General features: G+C 69.1%; 26 protein-coding genes. 9 read left to right on the forward strand and 17 right to left on the reverse strand.

All coding sequences use genetic code 11. The features are described 5' to 3' along the window. Window positions 1-2,446 (reverse strand): helix-turn-helix transcriptional regulator (locus tag AB0J46_RS50035; protein WP_364343941.1); only part of this gene is annotated, 2,446 nt, incomplete at its 3' end. 150 nt (window positions 2,447-2,596) lie between these two features. On the opposite strand from AB0J46_RS50035, the gene AB0J46_RS50040 reads away from it, so the two are divergent. From AB0J46_RS50040 to AB0J46_RS50055, 4 genes are all read left to right on the forward strand, one after another. Further along, on the forward strand, window positions 2,597-2,770 hold the full coding sequence (locus AB0J46_RS50040) for a hypothetical protein (protein WP_364343944.1): 174 nt from the start codon (window positions 2,597-2,599) through the stop codon (window positions 2,768-2,770). A gap of 366 nt (window positions 2,771-3,136) precedes the next feature. Then, window positions 3,137-5,275 (forward strand): hypothetical protein, encoded by a 2,139-nt coding sequence (locus AB0J46_RS50045; protein ID WP_364343947.1) that lies wholly within the window; start codon window positions 3,137-3,139, stop codon window positions 5,273-5,275. A gap of 83 nt (window positions 5,276-5,358) precedes the next feature. Further along, window positions 5,359-5,526: a hypothetical protein gene (locus tag AB0J46_RS50050; RefSeq protein WP_364343950.1), complete on the forward strand. Its 168-nt coding sequence runs from the start codon at window positions 5,359-5,361 to the stop codon at window positions 5,524-5,526. A 347-nt stretch (window positions 5,527-5,873) separates the two neighbouring features. Next, window positions 5,874-6,809: a hypothetical protein gene (locus tag AB0J46_RS50055; RefSeq protein ID WP_364343953.1), complete on the forward strand. Its 936-nt coding sequence runs from the start codon at window positions 5,874-5,876 to the stop codon at window positions 6,807-6,809. Window positions 6,810-7,017: 208 nt separating this feature from the next. Here the strand turns inward: AB0J46_RS50055 and AB0J46_RS50060 are convergent, their stop codons facing one another. The 9 genes from AB0J46_RS50060 to AB0J46_RS50100 all read right to left on the reverse strand — a co-directional run bounded on the left by AB0J46_RS50060 (window position 7,018) and on the right by AB0J46_RS50100 (window position 14,961). Continuing rightward, a complete protein-coding gene (locus AB0J46_RS50060; RefSeq protein ID WP_364343956.1) occupies window positions 7,018-7,485 on the reverse strand; it encodes a hypothetical protein in 468 nt (155 codons plus the stop codon). Between the two features lie 224 nt (window positions 7,486-7,709). Next, on the reverse strand, window positions 7,710-8,222 hold the full coding sequence (locus AB0J46_RS50065) for a hypothetical protein (protein WP_364343959.1): 513 nt from the start codon (window positions 8,220-8,222) through the stop codon (window positions 7,710-7,712). A 5-nt stretch (window positions 8,223-8,227) separates the two neighbouring features. Then, entirely contained in the window at window positions 8,228-8,638 is a 411-nt protein-coding gene (locus tag AB0J46_RS50070) for a hypothetical protein (protein ID WP_364343962.1), read from the reverse strand. After that, window positions 8,629-9,426: a hypothetical protein gene (locus AB0J46_RS50075; protein WP_364343965.1), complete on the reverse strand. Its 798-nt coding sequence runs from the start codon at window positions 9,424-9,426 to the stop codon at window positions 8,629-8,631. Before AB0J46_RS50075 ends, AB0J46_RS50070 begins: the two co-directional genes overlap by 10 nt. Then, the gene (locus tag AB0J46_RS50080; protein ID WP_364343968.1) at window positions 9,423-10,889 is read right to left on the reverse strand and encodes a hypothetical protein; all 1,467 of its coding nucleotides are present in this window, start codon (window positions 10,887-10,889) and stop codon (window positions 9,423-9,425) included. Before AB0J46_RS50080 ends, AB0J46_RS50075 begins: the two co-directional genes overlap by 4 nt. Then, complete coding sequence (locus AB0J46_RS50085; protein WP_364343971.1) at window positions 10,886-11,650, reverse strand: ATP-binding protein; 765 nt, start codon at window positions 11,648-11,650, stop codon at window positions 10,886-10,888. Before AB0J46_RS50085 ends, AB0J46_RS50080 begins: the two co-directional genes overlap by 4 nt. Before the next feature lie 6 nt (window positions 11,651-11,656). Beyond that, window positions 11,657-13,252 carry a Mu transposase C-terminal domain-containing protein gene (locus AB0J46_RS50090; RefSeq protein ID WP_364343974.1) on the reverse strand — a complete coding sequence of 532 codons (1,596 nt, stop codon included), beginning with the start codon at window positions 13,250-13,252 and terminating at the stop codon, window positions 11,657-11,659. 108 nt (window positions 13,253-13,360) lie between these two features. Further along, on the reverse strand, window positions 13,361-13,972 hold the full coding sequence (locus AB0J46_RS50095; protein ID WP_364343977.1) for a hypothetical protein: 612 nt from the start codon (window positions 13,970-13,972) through the stop codon (window positions 13,361-13,363). 29 nt (window positions 13,973-14,001) lie between these two features. Beyond that, the gene (locus AB0J46_RS50100) at window positions 14,002-14,961 is read right to left on the reverse strand and encodes a tyrosine-type recombinase/integrase (RefSeq protein WP_364343980.1); all 960 of its coding nucleotides are present in this window, start codon (window positions 14,959-14,961) and stop codon (window positions 14,002-14,004) included. A gap of 306 nt (window positions 14,962-15,267) precedes the next feature. Here AB0J46_RS50100 and AB0J46_RS50105 point away from each other — a divergent pair, with 306 nt between their 5' ends. After that, window positions 15,268-15,819: an NUDIX hydrolase gene (locus AB0J46_RS50105; RefSeq protein WP_364343983.1), complete on the forward strand. Its 552-nt coding sequence runs from the start codon at window positions 15,268-15,270 to the stop codon at window positions 15,817-15,819. Window positions 15,820-16,087: 268 nt separating this feature from the next. Here the strand turns inward: AB0J46_RS50105 and AB0J46_RS50110 are convergent, their stop codons facing one another. After that, window positions 16,088-16,525, reverse strand: coding sequence for a GNAT family N-acetyltransferase (locus AB0J46_RS50110; protein WP_364343986.1), 438 nt, complete (start codon window positions 16,523-16,525; stop codon window positions 16,088-16,090). A gap of 69 nt (window positions 16,526-16,594) precedes the next feature. Between AB0J46_RS50110 and AB0J46_RS50115 the strand changes: the two genes are divergently transcribed. From AB0J46_RS50115 to AB0J46_RS50125, 3 genes are all read left to right on the forward strand, one after another. Further along, window positions 16,595-17,110, forward strand: a complete 516-nt coding sequence (locus AB0J46_RS50115; RefSeq protein ID WP_364343989.1) for a hypothetical protein — start codon at window positions 16,595-16,597, stop codon at window positions 17,108-17,110. Window positions 17,111-17,296: 186 nt separating this feature from the next. Next, window positions 17,297-17,599 carry a hypothetical protein gene (locus tag AB0J46_RS50120; RefSeq protein ID WP_364343991.1) on the forward strand — a complete coding sequence of 101 codons (303 nt, stop codon included), beginning with the start codon at window positions 17,297-17,299 and terminating at the stop codon, window positions 17,597-17,599. A gap of 487 nt (window positions 17,600-18,086) precedes the next feature. Then, on the forward strand, window positions 18,087-19,340 hold the full coding sequence (locus AB0J46_RS50125) for an IS110 family transposase (RefSeq protein ID WP_364343994.1): 1,254 nt from the start codon (window positions 18,087-18,089) through the stop codon (window positions 19,338-19,340). Between the two features lie 51 nt (window positions 19,341-19,391). On the opposite strand, the gene AB0J46_RS50130 is transcribed toward AB0J46_RS50125, so the two are convergent. The 6 genes from AB0J46_RS50130 to AB0J46_RS50155 form a co-directional block, all read right to left on the reverse strand. Next, on the reverse strand, window positions 19,392-20,117 hold the full coding sequence (locus tag AB0J46_RS50130; RefSeq protein WP_364343997.1) for a methyltransferase domain-containing protein: 726 nt from the start codon (window positions 20,115-20,117) through the stop codon (window positions 19,392-19,394). 262 nt (window positions 20,118-20,379) lie between these two features. Further along, on the reverse strand, window positions 20,380-21,372 hold the full coding sequence (locus AB0J46_RS50135) for a helix-turn-helix domain-containing protein (RefSeq protein ID WP_364344000.1): 993 nt from the start codon (window positions 21,370-21,372) through the stop codon (window positions 20,380-20,382). 186 nt (window positions 21,373-21,558) lie between these two features. Further along, window positions 21,559-23,037, reverse strand: coding sequence for a hypothetical protein (locus tag AB0J46_RS50140; protein ID WP_364344003.1), 1,479 nt, complete (start codon window positions 23,035-23,037; stop codon window positions 21,559-21,561). Beyond that, window positions 23,034-23,369 carry a helix-turn-helix transcriptional regulator gene (locus AB0J46_RS50145; protein WP_364344005.1) on the reverse strand — a complete coding sequence of 112 codons (336 nt, stop codon included), beginning with the start codon at window positions 23,367-23,369 and terminating at the stop codon, window positions 23,034-23,036. The genes AB0J46_RS50140 and AB0J46_RS50145 overlap by 4 nt, the downstream gene beginning before the upstream one ends. Further along, window positions 23,366-23,923 carry a tyrosine-type recombinase/integrase gene (locus AB0J46_RS50150; RefSeq protein ID WP_364344014.1) on the reverse strand — a complete coding sequence of 186 codons (558 nt, stop codon included), beginning with the start codon at window positions 23,921-23,923 and terminating at the stop codon, window positions 23,366-23,368. Before AB0J46_RS50150 ends, AB0J46_RS50145 begins: the two co-directional genes overlap by 4 nt. Then, window positions 23,812-24,510, reverse strand: coding sequence for a phage integrase N-terminal SAM-like domain-containing protein (locus AB0J46_RS50155; RefSeq protein ID WP_364344008.1), 699 nt, complete (start codon window positions 24,508-24,510; stop codon window positions 23,812-23,814). The genes AB0J46_RS50150 and AB0J46_RS50155 overlap by 112 nt, the downstream gene beginning before the upstream one ends. A gap of 90 nt (window positions 24,511-24,600) precedes the next feature. Between AB0J46_RS50155 and AB0J46_RS50160 the strand changes: the two genes are divergently transcribed. After that, window positions 24,601-24,954 (forward strand): hypothetical protein, encoded by a 354-nt coding sequence (locus AB0J46_RS50160; protein ID WP_364344011.1) that lies wholly within the window; start codon window positions 24,601-24,603, stop codon window positions 24,952-24,954. Window positions 24,955-25,100 lie beyond the last annotated feature (146 nt).

Genomic DNA, 25,100 nt, shown 5'->3' on the forward strand with positions numbered 1-25,100 from the left:
CGGCGGCGCGTTCGGCCAGCACCCGCACCTGATCCCCCGCCCCGACCTCCCCCAGCCTGCCCAGCAGGTCACCCACCCCCACCGGGTTGTCCAAGGCGACGTGCGCGGCGGCGCGTTCGGCCAGCACCCGCACCTGATCCCCCGCCCCGACCTCCCCCAGCCTGCCCAGCAGGTCACCCACCCCCACCGGGTTGTCCAAGGCAACGTGCGCGGCGGGGTCTCGAGCGAGCAGTACCCGCACCTGATTCCCAGCCCCAACCCTCCGCAGACTACCCAGCAGGTCACCCACCCCGGCCGGGTCGTCCAGGGCGACGTGCGCGGCGGTACGTTCGGCCAGTACCCGCACCTGGTTCCCAGTCCCAACCCTCCGCAGCCTGCCCAGCAAGTCACCCACCTCGCCCGGGTGGTTCAGAGGGGTGTGCGCGGCGGCGCGTTCGGCCAGTACCCGCACCTGGTCCCCTGCCCCGGCCTCCCGCAGCCTGTCCAGCAGCCAGCCCACCCCGGAGGGGTCGTCCAAAGGGGTGTGCGCGGCGGTACGTTCGGCCAGTACCCGCACCTGGTCCCCAGCCCCAACCCTCCGCAGACTGCCCAGCAGCCAGCCCACCCCGAACGGGTCGTCCAAAGGGGTGTGCGCGGCGGTACGTTCGGCCAGTACCCGCACCTGGTCCCCAGCCCCGGCCTCCCGCAGCCTATCCAGCAGTCCACCCACCCAGAACGGGTTGTCCAAGGCGACGTGCGCGGCGGGGTCGCGAGCGAGCAGTACCCGCACCTGGTCCCCCGCACCGGCTCCCCGCAGACTGTCCAGCAGAAAGCCCACCGCGCCCGGGTCGTCCAGGGCGGCGTGTACGGCGGCGTGCTGGGCCGGGCGGCGGTCGGTGGGGTTCATGGCGAGCAGGTGGAGGACAAGCACTGTAGCGGCGTTCGGGGCGCCGTGGGCGGCGGCCTGTTTGTGCAGCTGAGCGGCGTCGCGATACAGCCCGCGCGCCTGGGCGGCATCGCCGAGTGCGGCCAGATCGGCGGGGTGGGCGTGTGCGGCTGCCGCGGTCCAGAAGTCGATCGGGGGGATCTGGTCGGCGCGGTGGCGGCGGCCGTGCTGGTCGAGGTAGTCGGCCAGCCGGTACAGCGCTCCGTGCCCCATCCGTGCCGGCGCCGCAGCGGGGCCGGCGGTGGCGGGGCGCTGGTTTCGGCGCTTCCTCGCCTTGACGGGCACCAGCATGCCGGGGATGCCGTTGCAGGGGGTGGCGGCGTAGTCCAGGGCTTGCTGCAGCCAGTCGTCGTCTGCCTGGTCCCATTGGGTGTCGGTGAGGTAGCCGGGCGCGGCGTCGGCCAGCAGCGCCAGCGGCAGGTGCGGCCCGGCACCCAGGCGGCGGGCGTCCATGGCGGCCCAGATCACCGCCCGGGTAGTGGGCGGGGCCTGGGCGTAGCGCTCCAGCAGGACCGGCACGCCAGCCAGGTACTGGGTGATCTGACCGTCCTCGGCGTGCTCGGCGGCCTGGCCAAGTCGGCGGTCCTGGCCGGCATGGCCGCGCAACGCCTCCAAGTCGTCGTTGCTGAACGCGTCCGGGACTGGGATCTCGTGCCCGTCCAGCAGTTTCCGAGCTTGGGCGTGCGGGTCGGGTGATCCGGGGCTCGGGCGGGTGGTCAGGGCTGTCCAGTGCTGTGGCCATAAGGTGGCCAGCACCAGGACCGGGCCCTGCTCCGGGGCGCGCAGCAGTTCGCGTAACCCGGCGGCCACGCGCTCGCCCTGAACGGTGTCAGCGAGGTAGAACTGGGCCTCATTCAGCCACACCACCGTGTACGGCCCAATCTGGTCCAGGTCGGCCAGGACGGCGTCGGGGGGCGTTGGGTCGATGGGATGCCACAGCCGCCACGGCTCCTCCCGCCCGCGCAGCAGATCAAGAGCCTGCCAGCAGGCGCGGGTCTTACCGGTGGAGGAGCCGCCGACCAGCGCCGCGATGCCGCTGGTACCACCCGCGGCGGCCGCCACCGCCTGTTCCAGTACGCGGTCATGCGCGCGCGGCACGTACACCGGAAGCACCGGCAAGGCGGCATCCCCGACGTCGATGGCGCGATGTACCTCCAGCCCGAAGCGGAACGGGTCAGACACCTCCGCCAGCGGCCAGCCCGGCCGGTGACCTGCCACGGCGGTGCTCCCAGCACGGCGGGCTCGATCGGCCGTCATCAGCTGATCCCACGCCCGCGCGGATGGGGCATGCTCCTGCGCCCACCCGGCCAAGGTCACACCGACCCTGGCCAGCTGATCGAGATCACGCGGTTCCGCGTCGCCCGTCGCCCAGCCGTTCACCGTCGTGTACGGCACACCCGAGGCCTTCGCGAGCTCTTTCTGCGTCACCCCGCCCGGCCTGTGGACGCGCGCCTGATCCCACAACCGGGCCAGCTCCGCCAGGACCTGAGAGGTCGAGCCTTCCGGCCGGAACACCGCCATGACCCAACCCGCCTCCTCACCTGCCCGGGACCGTCATCCGGATCCGGCACGGACCGGCTCGGATCGCCGCTCACCAGGAGCGTAGCCTCGCAAGTCCGTACTCTTCCGGCATACCTTCAACATCATCGGCGTGCCGGGTGTGATGCGGGCATGACCAACACCGACACCCTGACGCCCGACGGGGCCCCGTGCTCACCTCGACGCCGCTCTGCCGACATCCGGCGCCTTCGCCGCACCCTCGTCATCGCCCTCGCTCAAGGCGCCGCCAAAGCCACTGGAGCCGGCCTGGTCGGCCTGCTGTTCTGGTGGATCACCCACCGCTGAGCCGCGCGCATCACCCACGTGGTCTGTACGCCCGACGCGGACGTGCAGACCACTTCGCGCATCCCTGCACGGGACTACGGAAACCGACAGTCGTCCTCAGCAGCATCCAGGGCGCGCAGGCTCTCGGGACGGGTTTTGGGACGATCGTTCCTGCGGGAACGCGATCACGCTCCCGACCCGCCAGTCCGTCCCGCAAACAACCGTTTCGGGACGGCATCTGATTACCCCGATCGGTCCGATTTCACGTGATAGTCGTCGCCGTGTCTCGCTCCCGGACATGATTGCAAAGTGAGGCGAGGCCCAACTCGAACACGGACCGCGGCCGCCGCGCTGGCCATTACGACGCTGGTCCTCGCGGTGGTCCTGGTGGCACGTGCGGTGGATCTACATGCCGAGGTCAACCTGGCCGACATGGCCGCAGTGGCGATCGCCGCAGCCGTAGCCATGGCCGCCGTGGTGGCCTGGTCCCGGCGCCACCCAGCCCCCCAGGCCCAGGCCGACGCTGCGGCGACCGCCGCCGTACTGGCCGCTCTGGTAGAGCGGCAGTGGAAGGCCGAGGCCCGGCATCGTTCCCTGGACGACCCTGAGCCGATCCCGGTGCGCTGGCAGCTGTCGGCCAACCAGACGGTGATGAGCCCATCACACCTGATCAGCAGCCACGAAGAGTTCATCTTTGCCGGACACGGCGACGACATCGCTGCCCTGGCCCGCGCCTTCCGCGCGCTGAAACGGCGCCGGCTGGTCCTCACCGGCGGCCCTGGCCTGGGCAAGACCACACTGGCGGTACAGCTGCTGCTGCAACTGCTGGCTACCCGCGCCGCCGACCAGGCCGCCGCCGATGCGGCAGGACACAGCGAGGTGGTGCCGGTGCCGGTACTGCTGCCGGTCTCCGGCTGGGACCTGCAGGCCCACCCCGGCCTGCACCAGTGGCTGACCGACCGCCTAGCTGTCGACTACCCAGCCCTTTCCGCCCCCGAACTCGGCCCCGGCGCAGCCGCGGCGCTCGTCGACAGCGGGCACATCTTGCCCGTCCTGGACGGCCTGGACGAGATCGGCCAGGCCGATCGGGGTAAGGTGATCGCCGCGCTGAACGCTTCCCTGCGCTCCGGCGATCAAATCATCGTGACCAGCCGCACTACCGAGTTCGCCGCCGCCGTCGCCGACGCGGGACGGCCGCTGACCGGCGCCGCCGTTATCACCCCCGCCCTGCTCACCCCCGAGGTCGCCACCGACTATTTGACCTCCTGCCTAGCTGGCGCGCCGCCTCCCGTCTGGCGGCAGATTCTGGACACTCTGCGATCACGCGCCGCCCCCGGCCTCACCGAACTCGCCCAAACCCCGCTGGGCCTGTGGCTGATCCGCGCTGTCTATCTGAACCCTGGTGCCGACCCCACCCCGCTGACAGGGCCGCTGGCCAGCGACGCCACAGCACTACGCGCCCACCTGCTCGACCGGCTCATTCCCGCCCTCATCCACGCCCGCCCGCCCAGCAGCAACCCCGCCGACCATTTCCGGCCCCGGCACCGGCTCGACCCGGACATCACCCGCCGCCACCTGACCTACCTCGCCCAGGCCTTTCACCCGGCTAACACCCGCGACATCACTTGGTGGCAGATCGCCCGCACCACCGCCCACTTCCGGCTTGTGGGCCGGCTTGTGGGCGGGCTTGTGGGCGGGCTCTCGGTCGGGCTTGTGTGTTGGCTCTGGGTCGGGCTCCCATTCGGGCTTGAGGGCGGGCTCGCGTTCGGGCTTATGGGCGGGTACGTGGGCAGCCGCTGGAGTGATCAAACACCCGCCCACGCCAGCCTCCGCGGACGAATCCGCGGACGAACCGGCCTCCTGCATACGATCACGAGCGACCCGGTGGGCCGGCTCGTGGGCGGGCTCACATGCGTGGTCACGCTCGTGTTCATGAGCGGGCTCTTGGTGACGACGGGGACGGGCAACGTCATGGGCAGGCTCATGCTTATGATCGTGGGCATGCTCGTGGGTGGGCTCTCGCTCGGGCTTGTGATCGCGCTCATTGGCGGAGTGCTCGAATGGGCAGAACAGCCCACCCTCACATCAACCAGCACTCCCCGCTCCAGCTGGCGAGCCGACAGAACCCTCACGCTGTTCCAAATACTCGTTTTGGGGCTCGGGTCCGGACTCGGGTTGGCGCTCGTGCTCGGGCTCGCGTTGGCGCTCGCGGGTGGGCTCACGGTCGGATTCGTGACCGGATTCGTGACCGGACTCGTGACCGGGTTTAAGGGCGGGCTTATGCTCGGGTTCGCACTCGCGCCCCTTTGGGGCGACCATCGTGCCTGGGTGGCGTGCACCATCGCGACTACATGGTTGGCCCTAAAACGGCAGCTGCCCTGGCGAATCATGGACTTCCTGGACGACGCTCACCGGCTCGGGCTGCTACGCACGGTTGGACCGGTCTACCAGTTCCGTCACGCCATGCTGCACGATCACCTGGCTGCCGCTGACAGGTCCAGCCGAGATACAGGCAAGCCGCAATGACGATCTTGATACCCCATAAGAACAATTCGGCAATTGAGCTGTGGCCGTCGAGCGATGGACGGCCGGCCCGTCGGGGAGACGTCATGGAGGGCATGAGCAATGGGAACCGCGAAAGCGACCAGGCATCGTCGCGACGGCTGCAGTCGGCCGCCGATCGCACCGGCAACCGGGAGCTGAAAGAAGCCTCGCGACGGATGCAGTCGGTCGTCGACCGGCGAGAGTATCAGCGGCGCCAGGGCCGGGGACGCTGAGCGTTTCTTTCGGCAACTTCACGCCCGGACGTGCTCGGTGGCCGGTGGTGAGGAACGAGCGGCCGGGCGTCGATCGGCCCCAGCCCGCCACGGCGGCCACCGAAGCCTGCCGATCGGCCAACCCCAGCCCGCGGTCTTTCGGCAACTCAGCGGGCCCGTACATCGCAGATGCATAGGTACATCGCCGCTGATCTTGTACGTAAATCAGTGGATGCTTACTGACGTACGCCGTCTCCGCGGCCGCGTGCGGCCGCCTTGATAACCGTAGAGAAAGTTTGCATTCACCTCGGGCCGTGGCTGTGGTTTACGCGCTGGGGCCGCGTGGAGCAGGGATGTATCGTCGGCGCATGTCGCGATCTTCCCGAGGGATCCGGGCACCTCACGCACCGGCCAAACGGGGCTGGCGCAAGGTGTGGGCGGCGATAGCCGCAGTGGTCCTGGCCGCAGTGACGGCCGCACTGACTCAGTGGACCACGGGCATCTTCGGCGCCACTGGGGATCGATTACTTGGGCTGGTCACCGGAGATGATCCGCTGACCGTGGCGGGCAGGCGGGTGGCGCCTCTTGCGCCGCTGGCCGGAGGCAAGCGCGCCGGCGGGCAGCAGCGCGCGGGGACCTGGACGTTCGACACTCCGAACTTCGTGATCGTCCCGGGCGGGCGCGCCATCGATGAGGGCTGCATCGTGACCACGATGGTTCCCCGGCCGCGTGCGGAGGTCTATCCGCCCCAGTGGAGCAGCGACTGGAAACGCAACGAGGGGGTGTTGCAGGCGTGGGCGCTGGCCAACCGGGCCGGGGATCCGAACACCACCAAGATTCGGCTGACTGTCAGCGGTAAGCCGGGCAAGACGGTTGTGCTGGAGGGCGCGCGCACGGTCTTCGTGTCACGAGCGCCGAAGCCGGCGGCGGGCACCTTGGTGCAGTTCCAGATCGGTGAAGGATGCGGCACGGGTGTGGATGTGCGCTCGTTCAGGACCAACCTTGATGACGCATCCGGCAGCTGGCGGCCGACCAGGGACGAGAAGACTTCCTTCCCTTACACCGTCAAAAGCGATGAGCCGGAGATTTTGGAACTGACCGCGCACACCACCTCGTGTGACTGCGCGTGGCAGGTGCAACTCGACTGGACCGACGGCAAGGACAAGGGCAAGACGATCGTCGACGCCGGCGACGGTCCCTTCCACACGCTGCCGGCCAAGGGGTATCCGACAGCCGTGTGGGCCTACCACAAAGACTCTGGCTGGCAACCGGCCGTGCTCAACTCACGCGCCTTCCCCAGCTGACAGATGTGCACTTTGATCGGCTCACTCCAACGACATGTGGCGCGGGCTTCTGATGCAGTTAGGTGGTGTCGTTGGCCTGCTGGGGTTGCCGCTCGTCCGTTCGGGGTGCGGGTTGATCAATGCGTAGCCGGAGGCCCCTCCGTTTCGCAGATACCTTGGTCCAGACTCTGCGGTTGGGTGTTTCGTCCGGGATGGAAAGAGAACGGGCTCAGCGTCGCCCGGCCAGCCGGTCCAGTCCGCCTGGGTGCGCCTCGCCCACCGCCATGAGGGCCTTCATCAGGGCGTTGTAGAGCTTGTTGTGGTGCCAGTGCTGGGGGGCCAGGCTGCCACCGGCGCGCAGCTGGTCGGTGAGCGCGGCCAGGTGCTTGACCCAGTCCTGAGCGGTGGCCGGCGGCCGCCGTTCCACGCGGATCTCCACACGGGTGCGGGTGCGGACGGTGGTCTGGGTGTGTACCTCGCGCACCGGCTCGGCGCGCACGGCCGCGGTGGCGATGTCGCGCTGCAGGCGGCGCTCGGCGGTGCGCACCTCCCAGGCCCGGTTGCGGCAGGACTTGCTGCAGTAGCGCGGCGGCCGGCCACGTCCCGAATAGCTGATGTAGGTGGCGCACCAGGCGCACGTGCGCCCCTGCAACCGGTCCCGGATCTCGACGCGTTCGACCTCGTGGGTGTCGCTCATGGATCTACCTGTAGCCCGCGTTCGGTCCCGGACGGAAGGTTAAGACTGTCTTATCCACTATCTTGCTCCGCGCACTCTTCCGCCCCGGACGAAACGTTAAGTCCGACTTTTGTGTTGAGCGACACGGAATGTCAGTGGCAAACGACAACGGATGACAGTCGGCGCGACACCGATGTCAGCAAGATCTCTCACGCTTCGTAGCGGGACCTCGCGTGCTGACTGGTTCAGGCCCGGGACGGCCGTGTAGGGAGCAGCCCGAGTTCGGCTTCGATCCGATCGCATGTCTCCCGCATCCGGTACCAGTTGCCGCGCATCTCGGGAAGCCGCCCGTCCTGCCGAACGAGGGTGGCCACCAGGTGCACGTGGTCACGGGCGTGCCGGAGCGCAACCCATCGACACGCTTCGACGTCGCCGAGCGGGGCGATGCCGGCGGCGTCGATGAGCCGGGCGGCGATCCATGCCCAGGTGGTGTCAGTGAGGGGCCGATCGTGACGGGCGGTCAGGGCGGTGCAGTGCCAGACGTACCTGCCGAGCGGCCGGGCGTAGCACTCGGCCGGGCGGTTGAGGTGCGCGGCCAGGTCGTCGAGTGTCGCGTCGGTACGTGCTGGGTCGGGCTCGAAGGGGTCCCAGGTGGCGATCAGGTGCGGGTCACTCTGCTGTTCGTAGCGGCTCTTGCCGGAGCCGTACAGTTCGCGCAGCAGGTCGCGGGTGCGTGAGCGCGGCCCGGGGTGCACCATCGCGATCACTGTGGTCGTGCTTTCGGGGTGGCCGGCGGGTGGCGGGCGATGGCGTCGGCGGCGGCCTCGACCCGCCGAGCGGCCTGGGTCAACGCGGGCAGCAGCGCATGCGCCTCGGCGGCGGGCAGGAGCGCCGCGGTGCGCGCGAATTCGACACGGGCGTGGATGAGTTCGGCGATGCGGTCGCGGTCGGCGACTGGGAGCACGAGCAGTTCCTGGCGAGCGGCCGCGACGGCGACGTGCGCGGCGTAGGAGCCGGGTGACATGCCGGCGCGGGCTGCGGCGGCGTAGACGTCAGCGCGTTCAGCGTCGGACAGCTTCAGCGGGCCGAGCCGGTGCGGCCGGGTCGTGGCAGCGCGGCGCCGGCGGCGTTGCCGTGGGGCCGCTGTAGGAGCGGAGAACGGCGTCATGGCCATGGCTCGTCCTTGGGGAAGGTCCCCGCGTGGGGGCGTGGTGGCGGGTGTTCGTGGTCGCCGTGGTAGCGCAGGCTGTAGAGGACGTCGGCGGCGGCGAAGGCGCGGTGGGGTCCGTTGTCGCTGTAGAGAAGGCCTCCGGATTTCAGCGTGGTCTCGGCCTCGTGCCAGCCCGGCCGCGTGCGGAAGGCGGCGTAGTCGGGGGTGTGACCGCACGCGAGCGCGGTGAGCATGACCGCGGCTTCGTCGTCCGTCAGGCCGGTGCCGGCCCGGGCGCCGTCGCATACTGCCTGGCGCTGTTCGGCGGTCAGCAGGTCCAGGCGCGGGGTGAGGGCGAAGCGGTCGGGCGGGACACGACGCAGGCGCATCGGCCCGCCGAGTTCGGGGTGGTCCATCAGGCGGGCGAGTGCGTGGTGGATGCGGGGCAGGGCCCAGCCGAGGGCCTCGGCCAGGTGATCGGCGCTGAGGGGCTGCGGGTGCGCGGTGGCCAGCGCGGTGAGCACGCTCTCGGCGTCGCGCAAGCGGACGCTCTCCCCGGCCCGGGTGTCGTCCGGGCGAGCGGGATCGAGCGCGTGCTGGTTGCTCAGAACGGCGTCCAAGGCGGGCGTCAGGTCGGCCGGATGCAGGTCCAGGCGGCGGGCCAATTCGATGAGGGCGCGCACCGGCCGCTCCGCCAGCTCGTCGGGGTGGACGTTGTGGAGCTGGTGGGGGTGGATGCCGAGCAGGTCGCCCAGTTCCCACAGGGACAGGCCGCTGGCGCGCAGCCGCTCGCGGAAGACTTCGGGCGTCATGGCGCCGCCGTGGCGGGGTTGATGCGGTCGTTGCGGAGCAGTGACGGTGGTGCCGGACGTGGGATGTGCAGCTCGTCGTGGCCGGTGATCCAGGCGACGCGCAGACCTCGTTCGCTCATCCAGCTCGGCCGGCGCGCCGTGAGGCCGATGTCGGCGCCGTAGCGGCAGTCGTCGCCGTGCAGCCAGGGCGGGTCGAGGCCGAGCCGGTGGCAGGTGCGGTGGATCGCCGCGCGCAGCACGTCGTGGGGATCGCGGCCGGGGTCGCGCGGGTGCAGGAAGTACGGCTCCGCCTCGGCGGCGCCCTGGTCGCGGCGGTGGGCCAGATGAGCGGCCAGTAGCGGGCGGGCGTGCTGGGGGATGCGGATCGGCTCGGGCCCGGAGAACTCGTGCCAAGCGGCGTCCCGGAGACGGGGGGCGGAGGTAGGGCCGCGCACGGCCGAGCCGTCGGGAGCGATGTCGGCCAGGGCCAGCGCGGCCATGTGGGTGCCGGCGTGGTTGAGGTGCAGGGCCAGCGCGGTCGCCGAGGCGGCGTCGGTGCGGCAGGTGGCGTGCAGGTGAGCGCTGATGCGGCCGGTGAGGTCGCCGAGTAGCCGCCGGGCCGGGTTGGGACCGAGCGCGTCCGGGCGCCAGGACAGGTGGATGCCGGACAGGAACAGCGCGGCCTGGACGGCGCGCAGCCGGACCAGAGCGGCCCGCGGGGCCGGGGCGCAGCCGACGGTGTGGTCGCGCAGCCATCCGGTGACGGCGGTGGTCAGGCGCGCGGTTTCAGTGGGGGTGAGGTCGAGGGTATCCAGCCAGGTGTCGGTGGCTTCGGCGGCGTCGTGGAAGGCGTTCTTCACCATCGGGAAGTCGGCCGGGTGCAGGCGTCGTCGGCAGGCTGCCAGGAAGGTGGGGAAGTCGGCGGAGGGCAGCGCGGGCCAGGCTTCCGGTTCGGCCGGGCCGGGCGGGAGAGGCTGCTGTGGGGCGGGCAGGCGGCGGTGGAACTCCCACAGGCTGACCACCTTGGCCGGCCTGCCGAGCGCCTGGCGCACCAGGGCGATGCCCGGGTCGGCGGGCGCGGCCCACAGCAGCCACAGCGTGGCCTCCAGGTGGGCGGCGGTGCGGGCCAGCGCCTTCAGCTGGTCGCCGGTGAGGCGGTGGGCGCGGTCGACGATGAGATCGGTGACGGCCTGGCCGGCCAGCCAGGAAGCGGCGATCGGCCAGGTGTGCATGACCACGCGTTCACGGCGGGCCGCGTGCGGGTGTTTGCCTGCGGCCACCAGCAGGTCCAGTCCCAGGGTTTCCACGTCGTCGGCGCCGGGGGTGGGGCGCACGACGGCGCATCCGCCGCCGGGCCGGTCGAGGGTGTTGATGTGGCGGCTGGCGGCCGCGTCACCGCCGGTGTTGTCGACCAGCACGATGCAGTCATCGGTCTGCGCCAGGCCGGCGGTGGCGTCGGTGGCAGGGTCGGTCGTCGGGTTCATGACACGCCTCCGCCGAGCAGGGTGTAGGCATTGGCGGCGATGGCGGCGTCGACACCCGCGCGGCCGGACTCGCGGCACAGGTCGGCGGCGGTATGGGTGAAGGCGGCCCAGTCGCGCAGGGTGCCGTGCGCGTAGGTGTCGTCGACGTCGAGCAGCAGCTCGTCGGCGACGCCGTGGTAGATCGGATGGTAGCGGCGGATCAGCGCGGGGACTTCGGCGCGGTCAAGGGGCTTGAACGGCAGCCGGCGAAAGACCCGCGAGCGCAGCATAGGCTCGCGCGAGAGCACCTCCCAGCAGCCGTCCCCGCCGACATACAGCAGCGCGAACCGGGTGTCGGGGTGGTCGTGCAGGTGGCGCAGCTGTTCCAGGCAGTCGCTGTTCATCCGCTGGGCCTCGTCGATGACCAGCAGCCGGGGCGGCCCGGTCAGCAGGTCGATCAGAGCGGCGATCAGATAGAAGCGGCTGCGGTTGCGCGGCGCGCTGCCGGTCAGCGCCTTGAGCAGTTCCTCGGCCACCAAGCGCATGGTGGGCTTGCTGGTGAAGGTCAGCGTGAGCGCGGCGGTCCGGCCGCGCGGCCCGGTCCCGGCGCGCAGGTCCTCCAGTACCGCCTGCACCGCGAACGTCTTGCCGGTGCCCGCGCAGCCGTGCACGACGCCGGTGGCCAGGTGGTCGATCAGGTCGCCGATGATCCGGCGGGCCAGCGTGAACTGGTCGGTCTCCAGTGTGGCGGCGTCGGTCAGATTGGTGAAGTGGGTCGGCATGGCAGCTCACTCCGCAGGGTCCGGCGGTGCTGGGGGCGGTGTGCGCCGGCTGGGCAGGCCGAGCAGGTCGACTCGGGCCTTGCGGGCCAGCGCCTCATCGCGGCTGCGCGCGGTGCGCGGCGCCGGCGTGCCGGCTGGGGTGAGCCGGGACTGCTCGGCGGGCCCGGCACCGGTGAGCGGGGCCAGCTCGACGCGGGCCCGCTGGGCCGCCCGGCGCCGCTGACGGCCCAGTTCCTTGGCCTCGGCGCGGGCGTGCGCGCGGAAGGCCTCCTGCTGTTCGGGGGTGAGGCGGTCGGCAGGGTAGGCGGTGCACAGGTGCGCCCCGTCCAGGTACACCTCGATCGAGCGGTCGTCGTGCGGCATGTAGCGCACCACCACCTTCTGCCCGCCGCGGCCCTGCAGTTCCGGGGCGACATAGGCGAAGGTGCGGAAATGGATGCCGTCCTTGCCGATGGTGCGCTCGTCTGAGGCCAGCAGCAGGTGCCGCAGATCGGCGGCGTCGATGCGGTGCAGCGCGCTGGGGTCGTCCTGCCAGGCCTGCAGCGGGGTGCGCCCGTCCAGCATCCGGTGCGGCCGCTCGAAGTTGTACCAGGCCGCCCAGTCGGCGAAGCGGGCGGCGAAGCGTTCGATCCGCATCGGCGCGACCCCGGCACCAGGCCCGGCCCCGCGTTCGCCCGCGGCGGCGCGGGCGGCGGCCCGGTCATCCAGCGGCCCGTACAGCTTCCCGGCGGCGTCGCGCGGGCCTTCGGTGAAGCCCGGCAGGGTGCACAGCAGCGTCTGGTCGATGGTGCGGTGCAGCCGTTCGATCTTGCCCTTGCGGTGCGGCTGGTAGCCGGGTAGGCGATGGGAGGTGACGCACAGGGCGGCGAACACATCGCGCACCGCGGTGGCGGCGAACTCCAGCCCGCGGTCGATGCGGTAGCCGGCCGGGACCGCGCCGTACGGGCCGCGCGCCGGGTCGTAGACCAGCGCCATCCGCAGTGCGGTCAGCACCGTGCCGGTGTGCGGACTCAACGCGATCGCCCAGCCCAGCAGCGACCGGGTGCCGTCATCGATCACCGAGGTCAGCCACGGGCAGACGGCGGGCCCGCGTGGCGGCAGCACCAGGATCGGCAGCGCCTTGTGGTCCATCTCCCACATCTCGTTGCGATGCGAGGGTCCGCGGGTCAGATACACGGTGGCCGCTCGTCGGCCTTCTTCGCCCCACCGCCAGGCCGCCAGTTGCGCTGGGGTGAGCTCGCGCCGGAACGCCCGCTGCAGCGTGCGCAGCGATACCGGCGTGCTCTGTGCCCATCCGGACGCCAGAAATTCCGGCACCGAAGCGCCCATGGTGTCCTGAGCGCTTAACGTCGCGGCGCGGGCGCGGTGGACGACGGCGATGTTGCCGCGGTAGTAGGCGAATGCCTCCCGGTCGGTGTCGCTGAGCTGGTACTGCGACGGGGTGGGCAGGCCCTGCTCGAGGCGGCGCCACACGGTGCGTTCGCTGAGTCCCAGTCCCTGGGCGGCCAGCCGGACATGTTCCGTCCTGAGCTGTCCGGCGCTCTTCAGCGCCATCAGCCGGGCGAGTGCGGCTTGTTGCTGGTCGCGATCGGCTCGTGCCACGGTGCCCTCCCACCCGCCGAGACGAAAGCTGTTATGCGGAACGTAGCAAGGCAAATACGATCAGTCGCGGCGTTTGGCGGATTTCAGGAACGCCTTCCCCCATTTCCGCTACCGCGGCGACGACCCGGCGCACAACGGTGGGATCACGCTGGTGTCCGCGGCGGTGGCCACCAGACGCCGCATGCCGTCGGAGACTTTCGCGCCGAACGGCTGGCCTTGCCGGTGCGCTCGCAAGGAGTTGTTGAAGATCTCGATGGTGGTGTGGAACAGGCCGGGCGGCACCGGGTGGCCCAGGCGCTGCTCGACGTCGGCCTGGAGCTCGCCGATGTCTCTTGCCTCGGGCAGGACCGCGGCGATGGTGTCGATGATCAGGTCGAGCCTGGTCATGATCAGATCGGACTCACGCGGATGCACTTCCAGGGAGGTGCCGTACTCGTTGCGGCGCACCGTGATCGTGAACCCGTCCTTCTCCAGCGCCGCGCGCAGCCGATGCCGCGGCTCGGGCTCGTCCATGCCGTACACCACGACCAGGCCGGTCCAGTTCTCGGTCCGCAGCGCGAACTCCTCGATGTGCAGCCGATCGACCAGGCGGCTCACCTTCTCACAGACGCCCGTCAGGTCACCGGTGTGCACCGGGTCGAGCTCCTGGTCTCCGCGCACGGTGTGGTGGGGGTAGCGGGCCGGGGTGCTGAAGTAGTTGACGAGCCATTGGCCGTCCATGGAGATCTCCGATCAGTCGTGCCTGCGGGTCAGTGGGTGCGACGGGACGGAGCGAGAACGGCGGTGATCTCCGCGACGGCTTCGCCGCCCGGCCGGGTGTAGCGCATCGCGGTGCGCGGGTTCTTGTGCCGGGTCTTGGCCATGATGAGCTGCAGCGGCACCTTGGCCTCGCCCAGATGAGTGGCGGCCGAATGGCGTAGCTGGTGCGGGTCCAGGCCGAGGTGCACCTCCATCAGGACCCGCACTCGGTCATACCCCAGGCGCGGCCGCCCGGTGTGCGGGCAGATGTGCTCGGGCCCGGGACGGCGTGCGGGCACGGGCTTGCGCTCGGCCAGGAACAACGGCCCCCGTGTACGCACGACCCCATCGCGGTGACCGTCGGGCAGGCGCAGCAGCCGGGGTAGCAGGCGCGCGGTGCCGGCGTCCCAGTAGACCCATTCGACGTCGCCGCCCTTGGATCGCACCGGCGCCTTGCGGTTGTCCATGTCGAGGTCGTCGACGTTGAGGGAGAGGATCTCGGAGGCGCGGGCGGCAGTCTCGTACAGCATCCGATAAAGGGTCTTATCGCGCAGCGGGATGTCGCGACGCGACAGCAGGCGTTCCAGCTTCGTCTTGGCCACCGCCTTGGTGTGGTCGACGTTCTCACGGCGGCGTTCGGCCTCAGCCGGGACCGAGGGCGCAGCCCACCGCTTCTTACTCGAGCACCACGACAGCCAGGAGGACACTGCGGCGCGGTTGCGGTTCCAGGTCGCCGGCGCGCACCCGCCCCACAGCGCGGTTAGCGCCTCGCTGATCTCGGCGTCTGCGACGTCGGCCAGCAGCCGGTCGCGGCCGCCGACCGCGGCGATGGTCCGGTCGATCGCCGAAGCGTAGGCGCGGTGGGTGTTGGGGTTGGCGAGGCGGTGGGTGCTGAGGAATTCGTCCGCGGCGTCGGCGAGCGTGACCGCTGCGCCGCGCAGCGCGGTGACCTTCGCTTCGGCCGCGCTCACCGACGGCCACCCGGTCCGGGCGTCCAGCACCAGCCAATGTACCGGATAACGTACCCGAGTCGCGCACCTGTGCCGGAGGCGGTTCCCCAGCTCGGCCGGGATCGTGAAGCGCTCATGTACGTGATAATAGGCTGTTATCACGTACATGCCCCTCATTCGAGGTCAGCCTGAGCTCAGCCCGAGTGTCCTGGCGCAGCGAAGTTGAAGCGGCTCAGCAGATCTGATGTCCTGGCTCAGGCAAACTGATGTGGCTCAGTGAAAGTGACGCGCCAGCGCTGAGGGCCTGTGATCCGTAAGCTACCGGCTGTGGGTGACGTCAGGGTCAGGGAGTGGACGCAGCTGAGTGAGATGGACGGGCCAGCGGGCTTCTTGAAGGTCCGTGGCCTCCGGTACCGCTATCCGGACGGCAACGAGGACGTGTGGGACATCCTCGTGGGGGGCGTAACCGTCGCGATCGTCGCCGTGACCGAGGATGACCAGGTGGTGCTGGCCCATCAGTACCGGCCGGGGCCTGGGCAGGTGCTGCTGGAGTTGCCGGGCGGAAATGCTGACGGAGACGAGCCGGTCGAGGTCGCGGCGGCTCGGGAGCTGCTGGAGGAGACCGGCTATGAGGCGGCGACGCTTGAGGTGGTCATGCAGACGTATCTGGCGTCGTATGCCTCGCATCGCCGTTACGCGGTCTTGGCCCGTGGGTGTCGGAAGGTTGCTGAGCCGACCCTGGATGACGGCGAGTTCGTCGAGACCGTGCTGATGCCGATCGGCGAGTTCGTCCAGCATGTTCTCGGTGGGCAGCTGACCGACGCCGACGTCGCCTTCGCGGGTCTGACCGCCGCCGGATACCTGAAGCCGACCGTTTGAGCACCATCACACGCCTTCCACGTCAACATGCGCGCCGCGGCCGAAGGGGATCCGGTGTTCCGGCGTTTCTGGGAGAGGGGTGAAGGGTCGACTGCCTCGTGCCGAGTCGTGGGTTCAGCAGGAGGGCCGGGCCATCACAGCCGGAATCGCTCACCGGTGACCGTCTACCCACACCTCATCTTCTGCGCGCATCAGCTTCGCTGAGGCGCATGGCTTGTTCGCGAATCTGCACAACTGATGCCCTCCAGGTCAACGCCATGCTCATGCATCAGCTTCGCTGAGCCGAGACACCCGAGGCGGGTCGGGCCATGGTGCCTGACAGATCGCCGGGCCGGTCATGCTCGTGGGGCTCGTAGACGAAGCCGAGCTTCAACCACATGTCGTAGAAGTCGCGATCCCACGCGCCGAGCACGATCTCGTACGGCTCCCGAGCGAGGTGGTCCACCAGAGCGCGGGCGACGCCGCGCCCTCGATGCTGGAGGTCGACGTACAGCAGATGGAGAACGAGGTAGTCGTCTTCGTCATCCTTCAGCACGTAGGTCCAGCCGAGGCGTTCTCCGCGCTCGTTGGTGGCCACGTCCACCCGGAAGGCGTCCTCCAGGGAGAAGCCGTAGCGCTGGTGGTGCTCCTGGACAATCCACTCCTGGTCATTGGAGTTGATCCAGTCCAGGTCGGCCGGAACGGCGGCCCTGATCAGGATGGACATGACCGTATTCTCCCCCTCGGCCACAGGGATCGCCGTACGCTCCAGATCGTGAGCAGGAAGGGGGAACCCATGCCAGCGCGCGAGAACTGGGTGGAGCACTGGGTGTATGAGGTGGTGAGGGTCACCTCATTGCCCATCCCGCAGGAGCTGCGCGACCCTCCCTGCATGGTCGGCTGGAAAGTACGAATGACGCGCCGGCTCCGCTGCCTTGCGCCACGGTTCATACCCGCGCAGCGCCCTCGGGAGTGCTGCTGGCACCATCAGGTGGACTGGCGTCTCGCCGCCGATATCGCGGTCGATCTCGTCCGCCGAGCACACAAGGCCGGGGTCCCAGGCGAGGACATCGGAGACTACGTCATGGAGCGCGTCCTCGATGGTCACGAAGATCTCCCCGAACGGGAGGACAACGCGATCATTACGCTGGTCGGCCTTGGCACCGGCATTGAACTCAGTGATCCCGACGCCCCGTGGCTCTACCAAGAGGGGCAGCATCGTGTCGCCGCTCAGCTCGATCAGGGGGTTCGCGAGACCATTGTGCAGCGGCTGGAGCTACTCGACCCGGTCACCGGTCGGCCTGTCACATAGCGTTACTGACATTTCTTGTCGCGAAGCACTGTCACGATCCTGTCGCCCAACAGCGTTCACTTCGACCACCACAGGCCGAGAAAGGCTGGCGAGTTCCAGGCCGGGAACGCCGGGGAACACCGCCAGACCTTCGCCCAGCGAGCCGAACAAGGCGACCACAGGGCGGCCAGGGGAGGGCCAGTAGTCGTGACCGACACCACGAACACCACTCGCGTGCACGTCTGCGTGGAGGAGGTGGTCCGCCTCCTGAACGACGCGGAGAAATACGCGTTCGTGTCAGTGGATGAGAAGTTGGCCTACCTGGAGGACCGGGCTCAACTGCTTCACCAGTTGGTCGACGTCTTCGGTGACGAGCGCGGCCGCTACGTCGCCCAGGACACCGATGACCGCGCCGAACGCGCACGAGCCACGGCCGAAGCCCTCGCCGATGAATGCGGCGATCCCCGGCCGGCACCGCGTCGTCCGGACCGGCCGGCCCGGCGGTCATGAACGGGTAGTCGCCGCCGTTTTGTCCCGGACGTATCGACGCGAAGTGTCGATACCTAATGACTTCGCACGACCCGAGTTCGCCGACTCGGGTACTCGCCCCCGAAGCCTGGATTCGAACCGGAGCTTGACTCCTGACCGCAGGCCGTGCGCGATGGGGCGAGACCTGGCGGGTGGCGATCGACGGGGACCGAGTGAACGCCTGAGCTGATACCGGGCCTGGAGCCCTCTGCTAAGGCAGTGCGCCTCGGTCTCTCTCGATCACCACCTGCCTTCCGGCGCCGTATTCGCCAAGATCGTGTCGTGAGCCAGCCGCAGGAGACACCGCTCGAATCAACCAGGGCCGCTGAGCCCTTGCGCAGAACGCGGGCCTACGGCCGGCTGGGGCCACGAACTGCTGATCGGATGTCGAGCCGTCGAGCTCTCTCATTAGGGCGTGGCGTGCCCCCGCGCGGCTCACCTGCCGCAACGACGGACAAAGGAGGACCTGTTGACGGTGACCTGCGGGATCGACTGGGCGGAAAAGCACCACGACGTCGCCCTGGTCGACCAGACCGGCAAGCTGGTGGCCAAACGACGCATCAGCGACGACGCCCACGGATGGCGGACGCTTGTCGAACTGCTGGCCGAACACGGCGACCGTCCCGACGCCCCGATCCCTGTCGCGATCGAGACCAACCGCGGGCTGCTGGTGTCCTGCCTGCGCGCGACCGGCCGCAAGGTGTATGCGATCAACCCGCTGGCCGTGGCCCGCTACCGCGAACGCCACACCGTCGCCCGCTCCAAGTCCGACCACGCCGACGCCATGACGTTGGCCAACATCCTGCGCGTCGATGCCGACCACCACCGTCCACTACCGCAGGACTCCGAGCTGGTCCAGGCGATCGCCGTGCTGGCCCGGGCGCAACAGGACGCGGTCTGGAACCGCCAGCAGCTGGCCAACCAGCTGCGCTCCTTGCTGCGCGAATACTTCCCCGCGGCGCTGAAGGCCTTCCACGTCAAGAACATCGGCCTCACCTCCCGCGAGGCCCGCGCCGTCCTTCAAGCCGCGCCGACGCCCACCGCGGCCGCCCAGCTCACCGCCCGCCGATTGCACGTGCTGCTGCGCGCCTCGGGCCGACAACGCAACATCGAAACCTGGGCCGACCGGCTGCAGGCCGTCTTTGGGGAAGAGCACCTTCGCCGGCTCCCGCTGGTCGAGGAAGCCCTCGGCCGCCAAGCGCAGGCGCTGCTGTTGCAACTGGATGCGGCATGCCGCGCCGCCGACGACCTCGCCGACGCCACCGGCGAAGCCTTCCACCAGCACCCCGACGCGGCCATCATCACCAGCTTCCCTGGCCTGGCCGACCTGACCGGCGCCCGCTTGCTCGCCGAACTCGGCGACGACCGCACCCGTTTCGCCGACGCCCGCGCGCTGAAGGCCTACGCCGGCGCAGCCCCGATCACCCGCGCCTCGGGCAAGAGCCTGGTCGTCCACCATCGCAAGGTGAAGAACCAACGCCTGGCCGCCGCCGGCTACGTATGGGCCTTCGCCTCCTTGAGAGCGCCAGGTCCCCGAGCGCACTACGACCGCCGCCGAGACGACGGGGACCGGCACTCCAGCGCTCTGCGCAACACCTTCAACCGGATGCTCGGTTGCCTGTACCACTGCCTGCAAGAACGCAAGGAATACGACGAGCTCGCAGCGTTTCCGCCACGTGGAGGATCGGCATGCCCTGATTCGGTCGAAGACCATGTGGCCTGAGCCGGTTGACCTACGTGCCCGTAGAGGCGACGCTGATCTGCTCTGCTGCGGTCAGAGGCGCACGAGCCTGACAGCGAGGAAGCACGGCCTTTGGTGCAGCCTGTTGTAAGCGGCCTCGTCGATCTCTCGCAGCTCGGTCACCGGGCGCGGCTCGATGAGTCGCTCCAGGACGAATCCGGCGGCCAGCAGCTCACCCAGGAACGTCTCCAACGGCATCCGCTGGAAGCGGATCGACAGCGAGCTGCTATTGAGGGGAAGTTCGACCCAGTCGTCGGCGAAGTACGAGCCGCCGAAGTGGCGCCAGTCGGCCGCCGGGTGGGTCGTTGAGACCACGAGCCATCCCCCGGGCCGTAGCACGCGGCGCAACTCGCCCAGCAACCGCGCGCGATGGGTGAGATGGTGCAACACCAGTGCACATATGACCCCGTCGAACGACGCGTCATCGGCGAAGTCGAGAGGTTCCTCCAGATCGTGCAGGACGAGCGTGGCCCGCTCACCCACACGTCCCCGCGCGTGCTCCAGCAGCGTGGCGCTACCGTCGACACCGACCACCTCTGCACCGCGTACCAGCAAATCAGCCGCGTAGTGCCCGGCGCCGCAGCCGACATCGAGGACCTTTGCGCCGGCGACGTCACCGGCGAGATCCAGCATCGCAGGCCGATCGGTGTAGGCGTTGTACGGGCTGATGCCGGCGTGCTCGGCGAAGTAGTCGCCGAGCACGCCGTGATAGGCAGTCTCCGGGGGCATCAGCACATCATGGCGGCGCTTGTGATCCACCGCGAATGGATTTCAGCGTGACGGAGCCACACTCATGATCAAATACCGAACGCTGACACTGGTACAGCTTGACACCTTAGGCAGATCGGATGTCTTAGCACTCCTGCTGATCTTGACTTGGTGATCGTCTTCGATCAGAGTCCTTGATCTACAGCTCTTTCTCGTGATCACTTCGGGCTTGATCATTCGGGTAAGGGCGTACTTGGCATCTATCTTGCTGCTGAGAAATCTTCATGATCGCGGAGCGCTGACGTGGATGCGGTCACTGCTGCCGGTGGAGCAGGTCGACGCCCAGTCGGGTGATCTGGTGGATGACCATGTTGGCGTGCCGGGTGCTGGTGATGAGCCCGGCACGCTGAAGCACTTGGGCGTGCGCGCTGGCCGATGACAGCGAGGCGCCGGTCCGGCGGGCGAGTTCGCTGGTGGTGCAGCCGGTGGTGGCGGCGATGCAGCGCAGGACGCGGGCCCGGGTGGCGCCGAGCAGGTCGGGCAGCGCGTCGTCGGGATCGGGGTCGGGTGTCTCGTGCGGGATCGGGAACACCAGGACGGGCGGCAGGCTGGGGTCGGCCATCGCGACCGGGGTGAACCGCCCGAAGTAGGAGGGGATGAGCGTCAGGCCGCGTCCTTGCAGGTGCTTCTCGTACCGGCCGGGGGCGTAGTCGGCCTCCAGCACCGGAGGCCGCCACCGCATCGACGGCCCGAGGCTCGCGAGCATCGCCTCCACGCCCTGGTCGGTGAGCAGGCGGGTCAGCCTGGCGCGCTCACGTCCCAGTGCGACCTCCATGTCGGTACGGCGGGAGCCGAAGGCGACCTGGCAGTACCGCTCGCTCAGCCGGGCCAGGCCACGGATGGACCGCCGGTTGCCGCGGGCGAGGTCGTCCAGCGTCGCAGGCACCGGCGCGTGCCGGCGCAACTGGTCGACCTCGTGCCGCACCCGCGCCGACGGTGTGTCGGTCAGGACGTCCAAGCCCTGCCGGAACCCGCTCATCGACTCGTACGGGGTCAGGAAGTCGGGGAAGTACGCCCCGAGCGGCACCAGCTGCACCAGCTGCTCCCGCACCGGTTTGAGCAACCCGGCCTCGGCCAGGTCGGCGCGGGCCTGCCGCCGCCAGCCGGACAGCGCGCGCACCCCACCCGGCCGCTGGAGTATGTGCAGGCTCAGCACCATTTCCCACATCATGTCCGCCCGGCCGGCGATGCGCACGCGGGCCAGGTCCTCACCGGTGAAGACGATCCGCAAGGTCCCCTTGCTCATGATCCAATTTTCGCCCGCCAAGATCACAGTCAGATCAAAAACTGATCGATGGCGCTGTTGACCTGCGTGTTCCCGCTCAGGGTGGAACTGGGTGACGGCCCCGGGCGCAGCGGGATGAACGGCCTTCGAGACTGGTAAAGATCGATGATCGCGTGATCTGAGTTCCTGTTCCTTTCTCTGCTCTGTTCACTGAGCGTGATCGTTTGGGGCGTAGCGGCTCCATGTTCCGCCCGCTTCGGAGGCGAGGCAGGTGGTGGTCTTGTGGTGGAAGCCGAGGGCCTGTGCGATGACGGGAGCAGGGGCTTGGAGAACCAGTTGCCGGAGAGCGGCGGTGCGGGCGGCTCGGCCAGGGATGCCGAGGTCGCGTATCAAATCGGCGAGGCTGCGGTGATGGAGTGGCTGGCCGGCCCCGCGCCCGGGGAAGAGCCATCGCGCATCGGCGTTGGCGGCCGTGTTCATATTGGTGCGCTCGACTCTTGCACGGAGCAGCAGGTCGGAGAAGGGGGCGGGGACCGGAGTGGGCGGGTCGCCCAGTCGGATGAGGACCTGACCGTCGGCTTGGTGGACGATGTCGTCGAGGGTGAGGCGGACGATGCGGCTGGCCGGCTGAGCGTAGAGCAGCATCAGGCAGGCCGCGGCCCGTGAACGGACCGGACCGGCCGCCTCATCCAAGACTCGGCGCAGGAGTTCGAGCCGCCGATGCTGGGTGAGCGGTCGTCCTTCCACCAGATTGAGCCGTGGCAGCCTGAGCCCTCGTGGCATGCGCCCGGTGCGCATCGCCCAGGCGAGGAAGGCGCGCAGGGAACGATGCTCGTGAGGCTTGTGCGTGGCGTGCCAGAGGTCGACGTCGTCTTGGCCCAGCCGGTCGAGGGCGCGGTGCCGCTGCATGAGCCAGAGGAGGAACTCGTGCGCTCGGTTGAACTCCTGAGTGGTGTGAACGACCGTGCTGGCGGCCAGCGGGCGGTAAGCGGCCCGCTCTCGGAGCTTGAGCAGCTGGTGCCAGGTCGCGAACCGCTGCAGCACCGGTAGGTGGTCTTGATCGGCGAGCTCGGCCAGACGCCGTTGCAGCCAACTTTCGACATGCAGCAGATGCTTGTCGACCTCGGGGAGCAGGCCGCAGGACATGAGAAGATCGCGAGGATGGGCAGCGGGCCGCCAATCGGGATGTTCGTGAAACGCCTCATGAGAGAGCGGCATGGCCCCGGCCGCCAACGCGGTCAGCAGGTTCTGGACCTTCGTGCTTCTGAGCCAGGCCAGCCCGCTCTTCGGCCGCGGCATGGCGGTGAGTAGGTGATGCAGCGGGATGAGCGCGAGGCTGACGCGTCCGGTGCCGTCCTCGAGGAGACTGTCGAGCCGGTCATGCAGGGTGCAGCGTTCGCAGAGGCGGCCGCCGAGAAGGTGGCCTTCAATGCCGCAACGGGCGCAGCGGAAGTCGCGGGTGATGCCCGAGCAGTCCCGGCAGGTCGGTATGCCGTCACGGCGGCCCGGCAGCAGCCGGTCGGTGCCGCAGCCGGGGCAGATGCCGTAGGTGCGCGCCGCCTTCTCGCAGCAGGTCCGGCAGATCAGCCCTTCCCAGTTGGCGGCCTTGGACGCCCGTCGGCCACAACGGACGCACTCGCCCATGTGCCACCGCTCGTATTTCTCCTGCGCGGAGGATGTGCTCATTCCTGGGGTCGGATTCGGGCGCGCTTGGGTCGGATGGCCGCCAGATCGGTCACCGGGCCTCGGCTTTCACCGCTGGCGGTGCGGCGTGGCCTGGCGTCCTCGGCTCTGGTGGCGATGAGGTCGGCCGGGGTGCAGTCGAAGATGTCACAGAGTGCGGCCAGGACCGGGAGCGACAGGCGTTCGGGGCTTTGGGTGACCAGGCGCCAGATCTGCACCGACGACAGGGTGATGCTTCGGTCGGCGAGTGGCTGGGCCAGATCGGTGGCGTTGAACATCCCGTGGGCGGCCATGACCTCTCGCAGCCGCCACTGGTAGCTGACCTGGCGTTTCATCGACTTTTCCTTCCGGTGCGCAGTGCCGCGTCGACCGTGCTCTCCATCGCCTTGCGCAGGGTGTGGGTGCGCAAGTCGGAGGAGACGCAGGTGTAGATCGAGGTGGTGGAGGCGTGTTCGTGGCCGACCTGCTCCTGGACGAAGCGGGGATCCCAGCCGTCCTCGATCAGGTGGGTGACGTAAGAGCGGCGAAAAGAGTGAAAGTCGAGGCTTTGATCGAGTCCTAGCGCGTCGCGGTAGGCAGCGAGGCGGGTGTTCATCTGGGAGAACCCGATGCGCAGGCTGCGTTCGGAGGGCCAGAGTGCTGGCGAATGTGCGTGGGCGAAGGTTGGGCGGACCTCTTCGATCCACTGGGTGAGGATCTCCACGATCCAGTCCAGGCCGCCGACACCGTCTCGCGGGCCGACGGTCAGCACGCTGCGGCGCTTGGGTGGAGAGCCTTTCATGGCCTTGCCGAAGCGGACGTAACAGACCCCGAAGTCGCCGAACATGCGAGCGTGAGGGTTGGGGTCGAAGTCGACCAGGTCGAGCATCCGTGTCTCGCGCCTGCGCAGGCCGTAGGCGTAGGCGGTCTTGAACAAGGTGGCGTCCGGAAGGCGGGCAGCCAGCCTTTGCGGCCGGCTCCGCTGATCCGCTCGACTTGCTCGTCGGCATGGTCGGAGAAGGCTTGCAGTTCCTCGCGGGTGAGGGCGCGCTTGGCCGGATCGGCCTCGCACTCCTGGAGATGGGTGGCAGTGTTCCACTCGTGGCAGACCTGGATGGGGTGCGTGCCGAACCGGCGCTCACATTCGGCGGCCCACCCATAGGCCGCGTCGGTGATGAAAGCGCAGAACGACCGGATAGCCTCAGCGTAGTTGCGCAGGGTCGACTGCTTCAGATGCCGGACCGCGCGCAGATCCCCGAGCCAGTCATCGACCATTTTCGACGTCCACTCCCACGGATGAGCGTCGGCATGACGGCTGAAAGCTCTCACCGCGTTCAGCCGTCCCTCGATCGTGGAAAAGGCAAGGTTGCGCGCCAGCTGCTGGTTGCGCCACCCGTCCAGCATGGCCTCGGCCACCTGCTCTTGCGGGCGCAGCAGCACCGTTCCAGCCACAAGCTGCAAGCTCGCCGATCCCGGCACCGCTCCGTCCCGGCTCACGCTTCGTCACCCTCCGTCCGGTTACATCAAACGAAGAGATCTTTCATCAGAAGTAATCGCCTGGCAAGTGCGCAGGTGAGAACATCGATCATGACCAAGCCCCTCACCCAGATGAGCGAGCGCGAGTACTTCGCCACCGTCAGACGCCGCCCAGGGATGTTCGTCATCGGCGGTCGACTGGCAGGCCTGGAGGCTTTCCTTGAAGGCTATGACCAGCACGCCAAGCGCCACGGTGGGCCCGGCCTGCAGGGGTGGACAGAATGGCTCATCGCCCGCCGTGGTGAGACCTGCAGTCACCACTGGTCAGGACAGGTGCGCCACATCGCTCTCGCCACCTGGGACCACTGGGAGCTCTCCGCCGATCAGGAAGAACTTGTCATCGACACCCTGTTCAGTCTCCTCGACGAGTACCTGGCCGAACGCGAGGCGGCTTCCACTCCCTGATCGCAATCCCAGCCGGGCGGCAGGCGACGTGTCAGGTGATCGGAGATTCCACTAGGGCCTGTACGGAGTTGAGATCAGAGGGATTGCCTGCGGTACGGCCGGTGGCCCTGGTAGGCCATCGAACATGGCGCGTGGAGACCTCACCG

It is taken from the genome of Nonomuraea sp. NPDC049758 (assembly GCF_040674635.1).
Taxonomy (GTDB): Bacteria; Actinomycetota; Actinomycetes; order Streptosporangiales; family Streptosporangiaceae; genus Nonomuraea.